Origin of the sequence: Pseudomonas sp. NPDC087626 (assembly GCF_044743405.1) — a bacterium.
Classification (GTDB): domain Bacteria; phylum Pseudomonadota; class Gammaproteobacteria; order Pseudomonadales; family Pseudomonadaceae; genus Aquipseudomonas.
Map to the genome: position 1 here is coordinate 61,279 of NZ_JBIUWJ010000016.1, position 15,454 is coordinate 76,732.

General features: G+C 62.1%; 13 protein-coding genes and 1 pseudogene. 5 read left to right on the plus strand and 9 right to left on the minus strand.

All coding sequences use genetic code 11. The features are described from left to right. From fabI to gloB, 8 genes and pseudogenes are all read right to left on the minus strand, one after another. Positions 1-323 (minus strand): annotated as a pseudogene (fabI, locus tag ACIOVD_RS15500) (enoyl-ACP reductase FabI); the annotation flags it as partial. Positions 324-342: 19 nt separating this feature from the next. Next, positions 343-1,953 (minus strand): ABC transporter ATP-binding protein, encoded by a 1,611-nt coding sequence (locus ACIOVD_RS15505; protein ID WP_320334461.1) that lies wholly within the window; start codon positions 1,951-1,953, stop codon positions 343-345. Position 1,954: 1 nt separating this feature from the next. Then, positions 1,955-2,974, minus strand: coding sequence for an ABC transporter permease (locus tag ACIOVD_RS15510; RefSeq protein ID WP_095168843.1), 1,020 nt, complete (start codon positions 2,972-2,974; stop codon positions 1,955-1,957). 1 nt (position 2,975) lies between these two features. Beyond that, a complete protein-coding gene (locus ACIOVD_RS15515) occupies positions 2,976-4,049 on the minus strand; it encodes a microcin C ABC transporter permease YejB (RefSeq protein WP_095168842.1) in 1,074 nt (357 codons plus the stop codon). A 1-nt stretch (position 4,050) separates the two neighbouring features. Then, positions 4,051-5,892 (minus strand): extracellular solute-binding protein, encoded by a 1,842-nt coding sequence (locus ACIOVD_RS15520; RefSeq protein WP_095168841.1) that lies wholly within the window; start codon positions 5,890-5,892, stop codon positions 4,051-4,053. Next, on the minus strand, positions 5,889-7,721 hold the full coding sequence (locus tag ACIOVD_RS15525; protein WP_320334462.1) for an extracellular solute-binding protein: 1,833 nt from the start codon (positions 7,719-7,721) through the stop codon (positions 5,889-5,891). The genes ACIOVD_RS15520 and ACIOVD_RS15525 overlap by 4 nt, the downstream gene beginning before the upstream one ends. Positions 7,722-7,973: 252 nt before the next feature. Then, positions 7,974-9,401: a transglycosylase SLT domain-containing protein gene (locus tag ACIOVD_RS15530; RefSeq protein ID WP_401128849.1), complete on the minus strand. Its 1,428-nt coding sequence runs from the start codon at positions 9,399-9,401 to the stop codon at positions 7,974-7,976. Between the two features lie 99 nt (positions 9,402-9,500). Further along, the gene (gene gloB, locus ACIOVD_RS15535) at positions 9,501-10,268 is read right to left on the minus strand and encodes a hydroxyacylglutathione hydrolase (protein WP_320334561.1); all 768 of its coding nucleotides are present in this window, start codon (positions 10,266-10,268) and stop codon (positions 9,501-9,503) included. A 65-nt stretch (positions 10,269-10,333) separates the two neighbouring features. On the opposite strand from gloB, the gene ACIOVD_RS15540 reads away from it, so the two are divergent. Beyond that, positions 10,334-11,092, plus strand: a complete 759-nt coding sequence (locus tag ACIOVD_RS15540; RefSeq protein WP_095168837.1) for a class I SAM-dependent methyltransferase — start codon at positions 10,334-10,336, stop codon at positions 11,090-11,092. A 92-nt stretch (positions 11,093-11,184) separates the two neighbouring features. Then, complete coding sequence (gene rnhA, locus ACIOVD_RS15545; protein ID WP_095168836.1) at positions 11,185-11,628, plus strand: ribonuclease HI; 444 nt, start codon at positions 11,185-11,187, stop codon at positions 11,626-11,628. Positions 11,629-11,908: 280 nt separating this feature from the next. Here rnhA and ACIOVD_RS15550 read toward each other — a convergent pair whose 3' ends face one another. Beyond that, entirely contained in the window at positions 11,909-12,790 is an 882-nt protein-coding gene (locus tag ACIOVD_RS15550; RefSeq protein ID WP_095168835.1) for a LysR family transcriptional regulator, read from the minus strand. Between the two features lie 127 nt (positions 12,791-12,917). Between ACIOVD_RS15550 and ACIOVD_RS15555 the strand changes: the two genes are divergently transcribed. Genes ACIOVD_RS15555 through catA form a run of 3 tightly spaced genes read left to right on the plus strand, consistent with a single transcriptional unit; the run spans position 12,918 to position 15,347 of the window. Beyond that, on the plus strand, positions 12,918-14,066 hold the full coding sequence (locus tag ACIOVD_RS15555; RefSeq protein WP_401128854.1) for a muconate cycloisomerase family protein: 1,149 nt from the start codon (positions 12,918-12,920) through the stop codon (positions 14,064-14,066). Positions 14,067-14,076: 10 nt separating this feature from the next. Next, entirely contained in the window at positions 14,077-14,367 is a 291-nt protein-coding gene (gene catC, locus ACIOVD_RS15560; RefSeq protein ID WP_159995779.1) for a muconolactone Delta-isomerase, read from the plus strand. Positions 14,368-14,417: 50 nt separating this feature from the next. Next, positions 14,418-15,347 carry a catechol 1,2-dioxygenase gene (catA, locus tag ACIOVD_RS15565; RefSeq protein ID WP_095168832.1) on the plus strand — a complete coding sequence of 310 codons (930 nt, stop codon included), beginning with the start codon at positions 14,418-14,420 and terminating at the stop codon, positions 15,345-15,347. Positions 15,348-15,454 lie beyond the last annotated feature (107 nt).

Sequence of the window (15,454 nt, forward strand, 5' to 3'; positions counted from 1 at the left end):
TTCGGTGAAGTCGCCGTCATGTTGGTCGCCCGGGGCGAAGCCGACGGAGTGCACGATGCAGTCCAGGCCGTCCCACTTCTTGCTCAGTGCTTCGAAGACCTTGGCGATTTCTTCATCGCTGGCCACGTCGCACGGGAAGCACAGTTCAGGGCTCGAGCCCCAGCCTTGTGCGAACTCTTCGACGCGACCCTTGAGTTTGTCGTTCTGATAAGTGAAGGCAAGCTCAGCGCCCTCGCGATGCATGGCGGCAGCGATGCCGGATGCGATGGACAGCTTGCTGCGACACCGACGATCAGTACGCGCTTACCGGCGAGAAAACCCATGTGTTGCTCCTCTTTCAGGTTATTGCGCAGTGGCTGGTGCCAGGAAAGCGGCTTCCAGCAACTGCTGTGTATACGGATGTTGGGGGGCGGCAAAGATACCTTGCGCGTCTCCCTGTTCGACCACTTGGCCATGCTTGACCACCATCAGCTGGTGGCTCAGCGCTTTCACCACAGCCAGGTCATGGCTGATAAACAGATACGTCAGGTTGTACTTGCTTTGCAGTCTGCGCAGCAGTTCAACCACTTGGCGTTGCACGGTGCGGTCCAGAGCCGAAGTCGGCTCGTCCAGCAAAATCAACGCCGGTTTTAGCACTAAAGCCCGGGCAATGGCGATTCTTTGCCGTTGCCCGCCGGAAAATTCATGGGGGTAGCGGTGCCGGGTTGCCGGGTCCAGTCCTACCTCCTCAAGGGCTGCAATGATAGCCAGCTCCTGTTCGGCTTGCGTACCGATCTTGTGGATCTGCAAGCCTTCGCCGACGATCTGGCTCACGCACATGCGTGGGCTCAGGCTGCCGAAGGGGTCCTGGAAGACCACCTGCATCTCCCGCCGCAGCGGTCTGACCTGCTGCTGCGTCAAGCCGTCCAACTGCTTGCCTGCAAAGCGGATCGCGCCTTTGCTGGCGATCAGGCGCAAAATCGCCAGGCCCAGGGTCGATTTCCCCGAACCACTCTCGCCGACAATACCCAGGGTCTGGCCCTGGGGCAGGCTGAAGTTGATGCCATCCACCGCTTTCACATAATCGACCGTGCTGCGCAAGAAGCCTTTCTTGATCGGGAACCAGACTTTCAGGTCCTCGACTTGCAGCAGCGGCGGCCCAATTTCATTGGTTGCAGGCCGCCCGCTGGGCTCCGCGGCCAACAGCTCACGGGTGTACGGATGCTGCGGCGCGCGAAACAATTCTGCGCAGGATGCCTGTTCGACGATGCAACCGCGCTGCATGACACATACCCGATGCGCAATTCTTTGCACCAGGTTCAAATCGTGGCTGATCAGCAGCAGCGCCATGCCCAGGCGCGCCTGCAACTCCTTGAGCAATTCGAGGATTTTCAACTGCACGGTAACGTCCAGCGCGGTGGTCGGTTCGTCGGCGATCAGCAATTCCGGCTCGTTGGCCAGGGCCATGGCGATCATCACCCGCTGGCGCTGGCCGCCGGACAATTCGTGGGGCAGGGCCTTGAGGCGCTTGTGGGGCTCGGGGATGCCCACCAGCTCCAGCAGCTCCAGGGTGCGCCGGGTCGCGACCTTGCCGGTCAGGCCCTTGTGGATTCCGAGCACTTCGTTGATCTGCTTCTCGATGCTGTGCAGCGGGTTCAGCGAGGTCATGGGCTCCTGGAAGATCATCGCGATCCGGTTACCGCGGATGTGGCGGATGGTTTTCTCCTTCAGGCTCAGCAGGTCGTGTCCGGCGTACTGGATGGTCCCTGTGGGGTGACGAGCGAGGGGGTAGGGCAGCAGGCGCAGGATCGAGTGCGCCGTGACCGACTTGCCCGAACCACTTTCGCCCACCAGAGCCAGGGTTTCCCCGCGCTTGATGTCGAAGCTGACGCCTTGCACCACGCGCTGCTGGTGCTCGCCAACCACGAACTCGACGCTGAGGTCGCGCACTTCGATCAGATTGTCCTGATTCATTTCACTTCCTCGGGTCGAAGGCATCGCGAGCGGACTCGCCGATAAATACCAGCAGGCTGAGCATCACCGCCAGCACGGCAAAGGCACTGATGCCCAGCCAGGGTGCCTGCAGGTTGGATTTGCCCTGGGCCACCAACTCACCCAGGGACGGGGCGCCGGGTGGCAGGCCAAAGCCGAGGAAGTCCAGGGCGGTGAGGGTGCCGATGGCGCCCGTGAGAATGAACGGCATGAAGGTCATGGTCGAGACCATGGCGTTGGGCAGGATATGGCGGAACATGATCGCCCCGTTCTGCATGCCCAGCGCCCGGGCGGCGCGCACGTACTCCAGGTTGCGCCCACGCAGGAACTCGGCACGCACCACGTCCACCAGGCTCATCCAGGAAAACAGCAGCATGATCCCCAGCAGCCACCAGAAATTGGGCTGCACGAAGCTGGCGAGGATGATCAGCAGGTACAGCACCGGCAACCCCGACCAGATTTCCAGGAAGCGCTGGCCCAGCAAGTCGACCCAGCCGCCATAAAAACCCTGCAGGGCCCCGGCGATAACGCCGATGATCGAGCTGAGCACGGTCAGGGTCAGGGCGAACAGCACTGACACCCGAAAGCCATAGATCACCCGCGCAAGCACGTCCCGGCCCTGGTCATCGGTGCCCAGCAGGTTATCCGCCGAGGGCGGGGCCGGGGCCGGGACTTTCAGGTCGTAGTTGATGCTCTGGTAGCTGAAGGGGATCGGCGCCCATAGGGTCCAGGCGTCCTTGGCCTTGAGCAGTTCGCGGATGTAGGGGCTCTTGTAGTTGGCTTCCAGCGGGAACTCGCCGCCGAAGGTGGTTTCCGGGTAGCGCTTGAGTGCCGGGAAGTACCATCCGCCGTCGTAATGCACCGCCAGCGGCTTGTCGTTGGCAATCAGTTCGGCGCCCAGGCTCAGGCCAAACAGGATCAGGAACAGCCACAGCGACCACCAGCCACGCTTGTTGGCCTTGAACAGTTCGAAACGCCGGCGGTTGAGAGGGGACAGGTTCATCTCAATGCTCCCGGGTTTCGAAGTCGATGCGCGGATCGACCAGGGTGTAGGTGAGGTCGCCGATCAGTTTCACCACCAGGCCGAGCAAGGTGAAGATGAACAGCGTGCCGAAGACCACCGGGTAGTCGCGGTTGATCGCCGCCTCGAAACTCATCAAGCCGAGGCCGTCGAGGGAGAAGATCACCTCCACCAGCAGGGAGCCGGTGAAGAAGATCCCGATGAAGGCCGAGGGGAATCCGGCGATTACCAGCAGCATGGCGTTGCGGAACACGTGGCCATAGAGCACCCGATGGCGGGTCAGGCCCTTGGCCCGGGCCGTGACCACATATTGCTTGTTGATTTCGTCGAGAAAGCTGTTCTTGGTCAGCAGGGTCATGGTTGCGAAGTTGCCGATCACCAGCGCCGTGACGGGCAGTGCCAGGTGCCAGAAGTAGTCGAGGATCTTGCCACTCCAGCTCAATTCGTCGAAGTTGTTCGACGTCAGGCCGCGTAAGGGGAACCAGTCCAGGTAGCTGCCCCCGGCGAACACCACGATCAGCAGGATGGCGAACAGGAACGCCGGGATCGCGTAGCCGACGATGATCGCCGAGCTGGTCCAGACATCGAAGTGACTGCCGTGGCGGGTGGCCTTGGCGATCCCCAGGGGGATCGACACCAGGTACATGATCAGGGTGCTCCACAGCCCGAGGGAGATCGACACCGGCATCTTTTCCTTGATCAGGTCGATGACCTTGGCGTCGCGAAAGAAGCTTTCACCGAAATCCAGGCGGGCGTAGTTCTTGACCATGATCCACAGGCGTTCCGGCGCCGACTTGTCGAAGCCGTACATGTGCTCGATTTCCTTGATCAGCGCCGGGTCCAGGCCCTGGGCGCCACGGTAGCTGGAGCCGGCCACCGAGACTTCCGCGCCGCCACCGGCAATCCGGCTGGTAGCGCCTTCGAAGCCTTCGAGCTTGGCAATCATCTGCTCCACAGGGCCGCCGGGGGCCGCCTGGATGATCACGAAGTTGATCAACAGGATGCCGAACAGGGTCGGGATGATCAGCAACAGTCGCCGTAATATGTACGCCAGCATCTTATTGCTCCACGCCTGCAGGTTCGGTTTGCTCGTTGGTCAGCACCTCGATCGCGGGCTTGGCATCGGGCTTGATCCACCAGGTGTTGATGCCTATGTCATAGGCCGGCGAAATCTTGGGGTGGCCGATGTGGTTCCAATACGCCACGCGCCAGGTCTTGATGTGCCAGTTGGGGATCACGTAATAGCCCCATTGCAGCACTCTGTCGAGCGCCCTGGCGTGGGCCACCAGGCTCTGGCGTGAATCGGCGTTGATCAGTTCTTCCACCAGTTGGTCGATGGCCGGGTCCCTCAGGCCGATGGTGTTGCGGCTGCCGGGCTTGTCGGCACTTTCCGATTTCCAGAACTCACGCTGTTCGTTGCCCGGTGAGTTGGACTGCGGGAAGCTGCCGACCACCATGTCGAAGTCCCGTGAGCGCACGCGGGTGATGTACTGGGACACGTCAACCCGGCGGATCACCAGCTCGATCCCCAGGTCACTGAGGTTGCGCTTGAACGGCAGCAGGACTCGCTCGAATTCGGTCTGGGCCAGCAGGAATTCGATGCTCACCGGTTTACCGGTGGTGTCGACCATCTTGTCGTCGACGATGCGCCAGCCGGCTTCCTGCAGCAGTTGGTAGGCCTGGCGCTGCTGGGCGCGGATCATGCCGCTGCCGTCACACACCGAGTTCTCGAAGGGCTGGCTGAACACCTGGTCGGGGATCTTGCCGCGCAAGGGTTCGAGGATCGCCAGTTGCTCGGCATCCGGCAGGCCGCTGGCGGCCATTTCCGAATTTTCGAAGTAGCTGCGAGTGCGGGCGTAGGCACCGTTGAACAGTTGTTTGTTGGTCCATTCGAAGTCCAGCAGCAGGCTCAGGGCCTGGCGCACTCGCACGTCCTGGAACACCGGACGGCGCAGGTTGTAGACGAAACCTTGCATGCCGGTGGGGTTGCCGTTGGGGATCTGCTCCTTGATCAGCCGACCTTCGGTGACGGCGGGAATGTTGTAGGCGTTGGCCCAGTTCTTGGCGGTCATTTCCAGCCAGTAATCGAACTGTCCGGCCTTGAGTGCCTCCAGTGCCACCGTGTTGTCGCGGTAGTAGTCGGTGCTCAGGGTGTCGAAATTGTAGAAGCCGCGGTTGATCGGCAGGTCCTTGCCCCAGTAGTCCTTGACCCGTTGATAACGGATCGAACGCCCGGCCTTGACCTCGCTGACCTGGTACGGACCGCTGCCCAACGGCGCCTCGAGGTTGCCCTTGCTGAAGTCGCGGTTTTGCCACCAGTGCTTGGGCAGCACCGGCAGTTGGCCAAGGATCAGTGGCAGCTCGCGGTTATTGTTGTGCTTGAACTTGAACAGGACCCGCAGCGGGTCTTCGGCGATCACTTCTGCCACGTCGCCGTAGTAGCCGCGGAACAGGGGCGCGCCGTCCTTGATCAGGGTCTGGAAGCTGAAGACCACGTCCTCGGCGCGCACCGGATGACCGTCATGGAAGCGGGCTTCGGGGCGCAGGTAGTAACGCACCCAGCTGTTGTCCGGGGCCTTTTCGATCTTGCCGGCCAGCAGTCCGTACTCGGTGAAGGGTTCATCCAGGCTCTGGCGGGCCAGGGTGTCGTAGATCAGGTCGATGTTGTCGGCCGGCACACCCTTGCTGATGAAGGGGTTGAGGCTGTCGAACCCGCCGAAACCGGCCTGGCGGAAGATCCCGCCCTTGGGCGCGTCGGGATTGACGTAGGCGAAGTGCTTGAAGTCCGCCGGGTACTTGGGTGGCTCGTTGTACAGGGTCAGGGCATGTTGCGGGGCCGCTTGGGCGACGCAGGCCAGTCCTGCGAAGACCAGGCCCAGCAGGGTACGCAAAGGCATCATTGGGCTTTCTCCGAAGTCTTCAGCCACCAGGCGTTGAGCCCCAGCGTATAGGGCGGCGTGGTGACGAAGGCGAACCGGTTGCGGTACGCCAGGCGATGATAATTGATGTACCAGTTGGGAATGATGTAGTGCTGCCACAGCAGCACCCGGTCCAGGGCCTTGCCGGCGGCCAGTTGCGCGTCACGGGATTGGGCGGCGAGCAGTTGTTCCAGCAGGTGGTCGACCACCGGGTTGGCCACGCCGGCGTAATTCTTGCTGCCCTTGACCTTGGCCTGGCTGGAGTGGAAGTACTGCCACTGCTCCAGGCCCGGGCTCAGGGTCTGGTCGAGGGTCATCAGGATCATGTCGAAATCGAACTGGTCCAGGCGCTGTTTGTACTGGGCCCGGTCGACGGTGCGCAGGCGGGCGTCGATGCCGATGCTGGCGAGGTTTTCCGTGTAGGGCTGGAGAATGCGCTCCAGGTTCGGATTGACCAGCAGGATCTCCAGGCGCAGCGGTTGGCCGGCGGCATTCTGCAGGCGCTGGCCGCTGAGCTTCCAGCCGGCCTCGGCGAGCAGGCCAAGGGCCTGGCGCAGGGTGTCGCGGGGAATCCCGCGGCCATCGGTCTGCGGCAGGCTGAAGGGGGCGGTGAACAGCTTGGCGGGCAACTGCTCGCGATAGGGCGAGAGCATCAGCCACTCGTGACCCACCGGCAGGCCGGTGGCGGCAAACTCACTGTTGGGGTAGAAACTCATGGCCCGTTTGTAGGCGCCGCTGAACAGGGTGCGATTGGTCCATTCGAAGTCGAACATCAGGCCCAGGGCTTCGCGCACCTTGGCGTCGGCGAACGAGGCGCGCCGGGTGTTCATGAACAGGCCTTGGGTCTGGGTCGGGATCTGGTGCTCGATCTGCGCCTTGACCACCTCGCCACGGCGTACGGCGGGGAAGTTGTAGCCATTGGCCCAGTTTTTCGCCTGGTGCTCGATGTAGATGTCGAACTCGCCGGCCTTGAAGGCTTCGAACGCCACATCGCTGTCGCGATAGAACTCGACTTCGACGCGATCGTAGTTGTATTTGCCGCGATTGACCGGCAAGTCCTTGCCCCAGTAATCCTTCACTCGCTCGAACAGCAACTGCCGGCCTGGCGACACCCGGGTGATGCGGTACGGCCCGCTGCCCAGCGGCGCCTGGAAGGTGGTGGCCTTGAAATCGCGGCCTTTCCAGTAATGCTGGGGCAATACCGGCAACTCGCCCAGGCGCAGGATCAGCAACGGGTTGCCCGCCCGCTTGAACACGAAGCGGATGCGCAGGGGGTTGAGGATATCCACCCGCTGCACTTCCTGAAGGCTGGTGCGGTAGCGCGGATGGCCTTCCTTGAGCAGCAGTCGGTAGGAAAAGGCCACGTCGCGGGCGGTAATCGGCTGGCCATCGTGAAAGCGTGCTTCGGGCCGCAGGTTGAACACCACCCAGCTGCGGTCCTCGCTGTACTCGACGGACTGGGCGATCAAGCCGTAGCTGGAGGCCGGTTCGTCCCCTGATGGCGCGTACTGGCCGGTGCCGACCATCAACGGTTCGTTCAACTCGTTGATTCCGTACTGCAGGAAGTTAGCCGTGGCGACCGGGCTGGTGCCCTTGAAGGTGTAGGGATTGAGGGTGTCGAACGTGCCAAAGGCCATGAGCCGCAACGTACCGCCCTTGGGCGCTTGCGGGTTTACCCAGTCGAAGTGGGTGAAACGTGTCGGGTACTTGAGTGTGCCGAACTGCGCATAACCATGGCTTTCGCTGATCGTCGCGCATGCGGGGAAGCTCAAGGCCAGACTGATCAGGAACAGGGGCAGGGGACGCTTCAAGTCAGAGATCCGATCCAGGCGGCTTGGGCTACATGGTTCGTACAGTAACAGCTTGTATGGGCAGGAAAAAGGTAGGGTTCAAGGTTCTCCCACGCAACACGGGCCATCGTTGACGACGATCGCTGGCAAGCCAGCTCCCACAAGGTTTGCGGTAGAAACTGTGGGAGCTGGCTTGCCAGCGATGCACTAAAGAACAACGCGGTGATTCAGGATGTACGCGTCATCGTTGGCGACCATCGCAGGCAGGGGGGCTCAGCGTGGCGAGGAGACCGTCAGCATCTGCCCAGGCTTGAGTGCCTGGCCAACGCGCGGGTTCCAGCGCTTGAGGTGTTGCATCTCGACGTTGAAGCGCTTGGCTACCATGTACAGCGAGTCGCCTTGCTTGACCTTGTACTGGGTCTGCTTCTTGGTGTTGGCGGCCAGCACCGTGGTGGTGCGGCCGGTGCTGCGCTTGCGGGTGTCCTGCATGACCAGGGTCTGGCCGGCCTTGAGGTTCTTGCCGGTCAAGTTGTTCCAGCGCTGCAGGTCCTTGACGTCGACCCGGTTGGCTTTGGCGATGGAGGTCAGGTTGTCGCCGCGCTTGACCCGATAGCTACGCTTGGCCGTAGCCAGCGCCGGGCTGTCTGCGCCCTCGAACACCGGCTTGAGCGAACGCTTGCTGATCAGCTCTTCGGGTTTCATGGTCGACAGGCTGGTCGTCAGCAGTTGCGCCTTGGACGTTGGCACCAGCAGGTGCTGAGGGCCGTCGATGGTGGTGCGTTGCTTGAAGGCCGGGTTGAGCTGGAACAGTTCGTCTTCGTCGATGTTGGCCACCGCGGCAACCTTGGACAGGTCCATGCGCTGGTTGATCTCGACGACTTCGAAGTAGGGTTCGTTGGCGATCGGATTGAGGTTCACGCCGTAGGCTTCGGGCGCCAGGACCACTTGCGAGAGGGCCAGCAGCTTGGGCACGTAGGCCTGGGTTTCTGCCGGCAACGGCAGGTTCCAGTAGTCGGTGGGCAGGCCGAGCTTTTCGTTGCGCTCGATGGCCCGGCTGACCGTGCCTTCGCCGGCGTTGTAGGCCGCCAGGGCCAGCAGCCAGTCGCCGTTGAACATGTCGTGCAACTTGGTCAGGTAGTCCATCGCGGCCGTGGTGGAGGCCGTGATGTCGCGACGACCATCGTAGAAGCGGGTCTGGCGCAGGTTGAAGTAACGCCCGGTGGACGGAATGAACTGCCACAGGCCAACGGCATGGGAACGCGAGTAGGCCATCGGGTTGTAGGAGCTTTCAATGACTGGCAGCAGGGCCAGTTCCAGCGGCATGTTGCGTTCTTCGAGGCGTTCGACGATGTAGTGGATGTACAGGCTGCCGCGCTCGCCGGCACTTTCCAGGTAGGACGGGTTACTGGCGAACCACAAGCGCTGTTGCTCGATGCGCGGGTTGACGCCCAGGCCATCTTGCAGCTGGAAGCCCTGGCGCATGCGCTCCCAGACATCCTGGGGAATTTCCGGGGCGGGCTTCTCGCTGAGCCAGATCGGTTTTTGCTTGGTGCGTACGGATAAGGTGTGGGCCGCGTCGGTTTGCGGCAACTGACTGGTGCTGCTACAGCCCGCCAGGGTGGCGGACACAGCCACCGCGATGGCTTGAGCCAAGCGGGTCAATGCGTCTGAATGGATGGATTTACGAATAGATGACGACATTGGCTGGAAGTAAGTTCCGGGCAAAAATGTCGGGCGATTCTAGAAAGCGCACCGGGTGCGGTCAACCATTCAGAATTTTTCGGCCTATGGTGGCACTGCTTAGAACTTATCTTTCCATGCGCGCAGGGCCGCAAAAACCTCACTGGGGGCCCGGTTATCGGGGCCATTCCGTTCGTCTATTTTTTCTTTAACAGATGTTACGCCAGTACGCAGAAACGGGTTTGTCAGCTTTTCCAGCGCCAGGGTCGAAGGCAACGACATGCGTCCGGCTTCGCGTAACTGGGAGACCTTCTCGAATCGCTCGGCTATATGTCGGTTGTCGGGCTCGACCGCGACAGCGAAACGCAGGTTGCTCAGGGTGTACTCATGGGTGCAATACACCAGGGTGTCCTCGGGCAGGGCGGCGAGGCGGCTGAGGGAGTCATGCATTTGCTGCGGCGTGCCCTCGAACAGGCGCCCGCAGCCGGCGGCGAACAGGGTGTCGCCACAGAACAGCAGGCCGTGGTGGTAATAGGCGATATGGCCCAGGGTGTGGCCTGGCACCGCATACACCTCAAACTCCCAACCGAGTACGCTGACTCGATCGTTGTCATTGAGGGCCACGTCGCGCCCGGGAATGTTTTCGCTGGCAGGGCCGTAGACCGTCGCGCCCGTGGCGTGCTTCAGGGTTTCGACTCCGCCGACGTGATCATGGTGATGGTGGGTGATCAGAATCTCGCTCAGCCGCCACTCCGGGTGTTGGGCCAGCCAGGCCTGGACCGGCGCGGCATCGCCTGGATCGACCACCGCGCAGCACTGGCTGCGATGATCCTGTAACAACCAGATGTAGTTGTCGGTGAACGCGGGAAGAGCACTGATCTGTATCATCGCGGGATTCGCCAAGCGGAAAACATTGGTGCATCTTAGAGCTTCCTGGCGCATTGGAGAATGCAATGACCGATAAAGCGTTCGCTCAGGCTGACCCGGACTGGCTGGCATTGATCAGCGCGGCCCGCGAGTGGCTGTCCGGTCCCCTGGGGCAATTTCTACTGAATGAAGAGCGGCGCATGCTCGAAGACGAGTTGGGGCGCTTTTTTGGTGGCTACCTGGTGCATTACGGGCCGTCTGCCGAGTCTCCACCCAATGCGCCCCAGGTGCAGCGTAATGTGCGCCTTGGCGCACCGTTGCCGGGGGTGGAAATCGTCTGCGAAGAACAGGCCTGGCCCCTCAGCGAACACGCCGCCGACGTGGTGGTGATGCAGCACGGCCTGGACTTCTGCCTGTCGCCCCATGGCCTGCTGCGCGAAGCGGCCAGTGCCGTAAGGCCTGGCGGGCATTTGCTGATCATCGGTATCAACCCCTGGAGCACCTGGGGCCTGCGCCATGTGTTTGCCCATGACGGGCTGCGCAAGGCGCGCTGTATTTCGCCGTCACGGGTTGCCGACTGGCTCAACCTGCTGGGCTTCGCGCTGGAGAAACGCCGCTTCGGGTGCTATCGTCCGCCGCTCGCATCCCCCGCCTGGCAAACACGCTTGGCCGGTTGGGAGCGCAAGGCCGGAGACTGGCAGGTATCCGGTGGTGGTTTCTATTTATTGGTGGCACGCAAGATAGTAGTCGGCCTGCGCCCGGTGCGTCAGGTTCGCCGCGAGCCAATGGGCAAGCTGATTCCACTGCCGATGGCCAAGGTCAACCGCCGCCACAGCGATCCGTAACACCCTCATTATTTTCCCGGCCGGGCTTGCCCGGCCTCAGGCGTTGTCGGTCGTTGATCGGCAAGCCACCGACATTTTCTGGATAGATTGGCATGAGCGATAGCGTAGAACTCTTCACCGACGGCGCCTGCAAAGGCAACCCTGGCCCCGGCGGCTGGGGCGCACTGCTGATCTGCAAGGGCGTGGAAAAGGAACTCTGGGGCGGCGAAGCCAATACCACCAACAACCGCATGGAACTGATGGGCGCGATTCGCGGCCTGGAAGAGCTCAAGCGTTCCTGCGACGTGCTGCTGGTGACGGACTCGCAGTACGTGATGAAAGGCATCAACGAGTGGATGGTCAACTGGAAAAAGCGCGGCTGGAAAACCGCGGCCAAGGAACCGGTGAAAAACGCCGACCTGTGGCGACTGCTGGACGAGCAGGTCAACCGCCACAACGTGACCTGGAAATGGGTCCGCGGGCACATCGGCCACCCAGGCAACGAACGTGCCGACCAATTGGCCAACCGCGGCGTCGACGAAGTCCGAGGTCTGTAGGATCTGTAAGGCTTGTGGGAGCGGGCGCCCGCTTGCGGCCTGCTCGCGATGGGGTCGGCACATTCAACATCGATGGTGCTTGGCACATTGCTATCGCGAGCAAGCTCGCTCCCACAGTGGTTTTGGATGCGCACAGATCCCGCATACACCACAAAGCCTGTGGGAGCGGGCTTGCCCGCGATGGCTCCGGCGCACTCAACATTGACGGCGCCTGACACACGGCCATCGCGAGCAGACGGAGCGTCGTCCGACTCGTTCCTATCGGGTTTGCCTTGAGCGATCAAGCGCTGCGCAACTGCTCGATCAACCGCAGGCAATGGTTCAGCCCCGGCGACACATCGCCGATGCGCTGGCTGAGGATGATCGGCGAGGTGGCATTGCTTTCCAGCAGTGGAGTGAAGCCGATGTCGTCGCGGTGCAGCAACTGCACCGAGGCCGGTACCAGCGTCACGCCGATTCCCGCGCCCACCAGGCCTATCGCCGTTTGCAGTTCGTTGGTCCACTGCGCCACCTTGATGCTGACCCCGTAGGATTCGAACAGCGCGATCACGTGATCGGCATAGCTTGGCCGGGGATTGCCCGGGTACAGCACAAAGGGTTCGGCGGCCAGTTCGGTGAGGCTGATGGGCCTTGCCAGCAGAGGGTGGCCAGCGGGCAGGGCGGCGACCAGGCGGTCTTCGTTGAGCACCGTCTGGATGATCGCCGGGTCGTCGATGCGAATCCGCCCGAATCCGACATCGATCCGCCCGGCCTTGAGTGCCTGCACCTGTTGCAGGGTGGTCATTTCCGACAGCCCCAGCTCCAGTTCCAGGATCTCGTTGCTGCGCAGGCGGCGAATCAGCTCGGGCAACACGCCATACAGGGTCGAAGGCGCAAAGCCGATGCCCAGCCAGGTCTTCTCGCCCAGGCCGATGCGCCGCGTGTTGTCGCAGACCTTGTGCAGTTGCTCGAGCAACGCTGTGGAATGCTCGAGGAAAAATCGTCCCGCCTCGGTCAGGCGCAATGGCCGCCCACGCTCGAGTAGCACCACCCCCAGTTCATCTTCCAATTGCTGGATCTGCCGGCTCAGTGGCGGCTGGGCGATATGCAGGCGCTCGGCGGCGCGGGTGAAATTCAGGGTTTGCCCCAGCACCTGGAAGTAACGTAAATGACGCAGCTCCATGAGCCCTCCACCGTCCACAGGAGTGAATACCTTTAAGGTATCGATCCAGACCAATTCTATATTGGAACCCAGAAAAAAGCCGTACGAGAATCGATCCCAGAACTTCAAGAACCTGACGGGTATCGACATGCTTGCTGCTGCCATTAAATCGATCGAGACGATCATCGTCGATCTGCCGACCATCCGCCCACACAAGCTGGCGATGCACACCATGCAGAACCAGACCCTGGTGATCATCCGGGTACGCTGCGAGGACGGTATCGAGGGGATAGGCGAGGCGACCACCATCGGTGGCCTGGCCTACGGCAATGAAAGCCCGGACAGCATCAAGACCAACATCGACCAGCATTTCACCCCGCTGCTGCTGGGCCAGGATGCCAGCAATATCAACGCGGCGATGTTGCGCCTGGAGCGCAGCATTCGCGGCAACACCTTTGCCAAGTCAGGTATCGAAACTGCCTTGCTCGACGCTCAGGGCAAGCGCCTGGGGCTGGCGGTCAGCGAATTGCTCGGTGGCCGGGTGCGCGACTCGCTGCCGGTGGCCTGGACCCTGGCCAGCGGCGATACCGCCCGGGACATCGCCGAGGCCGAGCAGATGCTCGACCTGCGTCGGCACCGGATCTTCAAGTTGAAGATCGGCGCCGGTGACGTCGACCGCGACCTGGCCCATGTGATCGCCATCAAGAAAGCCCTGGGCGATCGCGCCAGTGTGCGGGTCGACGTCAATCAGGCGTGGGACGAAGCCGTGGCCCTGCGCGCCTGCCGGATTCTCGGCGGCAATGGCATCGACCTGATCGAACAGCCGATTTCGCGCAACAACCGTTCCGGCATGGTGCGCCTGAATGCCATGAGCCCGGCGCCGATCATGGCCGACGAGTCGATCGAGTGCGTCGAGGACGCGTTCAACCTGGCCCGGGAAGGCGCGGCCTCGGTGTTCGCCCTGAAAATCGCCAAGAATGGCGGACCCCGCGCGGTGTTGCGCACGGCGGCGATTGCCGAAGCGGCGGGCATCGGCCTGTACGGGGGCACCATGCTCGAAGGCGGGATCGGTACCCTGGCCTCGGCCCATGCGTTCCTGACCCTGAACAAACTGAGCTGGGACACCGAGTTGTTCGGCCCGCTGCTGTTGACCGAAGACATCCTCAGCGAACCGCTGGTGTACCGCGATTTCCACCTACACGTTTCATCGGCGCCGGGCCTGGGCCTGAACCTGGACGAAGAGCGCCTGGCGTTTTTCCGCCGGGACAAGAGCGCCCCTGCCCACCATTTAGTCTGAGGAGTTGCACATGTTGTTCCACGTAAAAATGACCGTGAACCTGCCGGTCGACATGAACCCTGAGCGAGCCGCTCAACTCAAGGCCGACGAGAAGGCCCTGGCCCAGCGCCTGCAGCAGCAGGGCAAGTGGCGGCACCTGTGGCGCATTGCCGGGTTGTACGCCAATTACAGCGTGTTCGACGTCGACAGCGTGCAAGAACTGCACGATCTGCTGATGCAATTGCCGCTGTATCCCTACATGGCTATCGAAGTGACGGCGATGTGCAGGCATCCTTCTTCTATTCATGAGGACGATCGCTGAGCCGCTGTTGCCTGTTCTGTACTCTAATAAATACAAGATGAGGATTAATCATGAACGTCAGAATTTCCCACACTGCCACGGCCCAGAAGTTTCTCGAAGAAGCCAGCGGCCTGCTCAACGATGACGGTAACCCGCGTGCCAAGGCCTTGGTCTACCGCATCCTGCGCGATTCGGTGAACATCATCGAAGACCTCAACGTGACCCCGGAAGAGTTCTGGAAAGCGGTCAACTACCTCAACGTGCTGGGCAGCCGCCAGGAAGCTGGCCTGCTGGTGGCCGGCCTGGGCCTGGAACACTATCTGGACCTGCTGATGGACGCTGCAGACGAGCAGGCCGGCAAGGCCGGCGGCACTCCGCGGACCATCGAAGGCCCGCTGTACGTGGCCGGCGCACCGCTGTCCCAGGCAGAGGCACGCCTGGATGACGGCGTCGACCCGGGTGTGGTGCTGTTCATGCAGGGCCAGGTCAAGAACACCGACGGCACGCCGCTGGCCGGGGCTGTGGTTGACGTCTGGCACGCCAACACCGGCGGCACCTACTCGTATTTCGATGGCAGCCAGTCGGAGTTCAACCTGCGTCGGCGCATCGTCACCGATGCCGAAGGCCGCTATCGTTTTCGCAGTATCGTACCGTCGGGCTACGGCTGCCCACCGGATGGCCCGACCCAGCAACTGCTCGATCAACTGGGCCGGCATGGCCAGCGTCCGGCGCACATTCACTTCTTCATCTCGGCCGATGACCATCGCCACCTGACCACCCAGATCAACCTGGATGGCGACAAGTACCTGCACGATGACTTCGCCTACGCCACTCGTGACGAGCTGATCGCCCAGATTACCTTCAGCGACGACCAGCAGCGTGCCGCGGCCTACGGCGTGAGCGGTCGGTTTGCCGAAATCGAGTTCGACTTCACCCTGCAATCCTCGGCCCAGCCCCAGGAGCAGCAGCGTCACGAGCGGGTTCGCGCACTGGAGGACTGATCCACGCGGGAATCGAGCCACGGTAAAACCCTGCGGTTTTCCCGTGGCTTTGCGCTGTGGGGTAAGTTGCCTAGAATGCCCAGGCCTGATTTGCCTGAGCAGGGCGC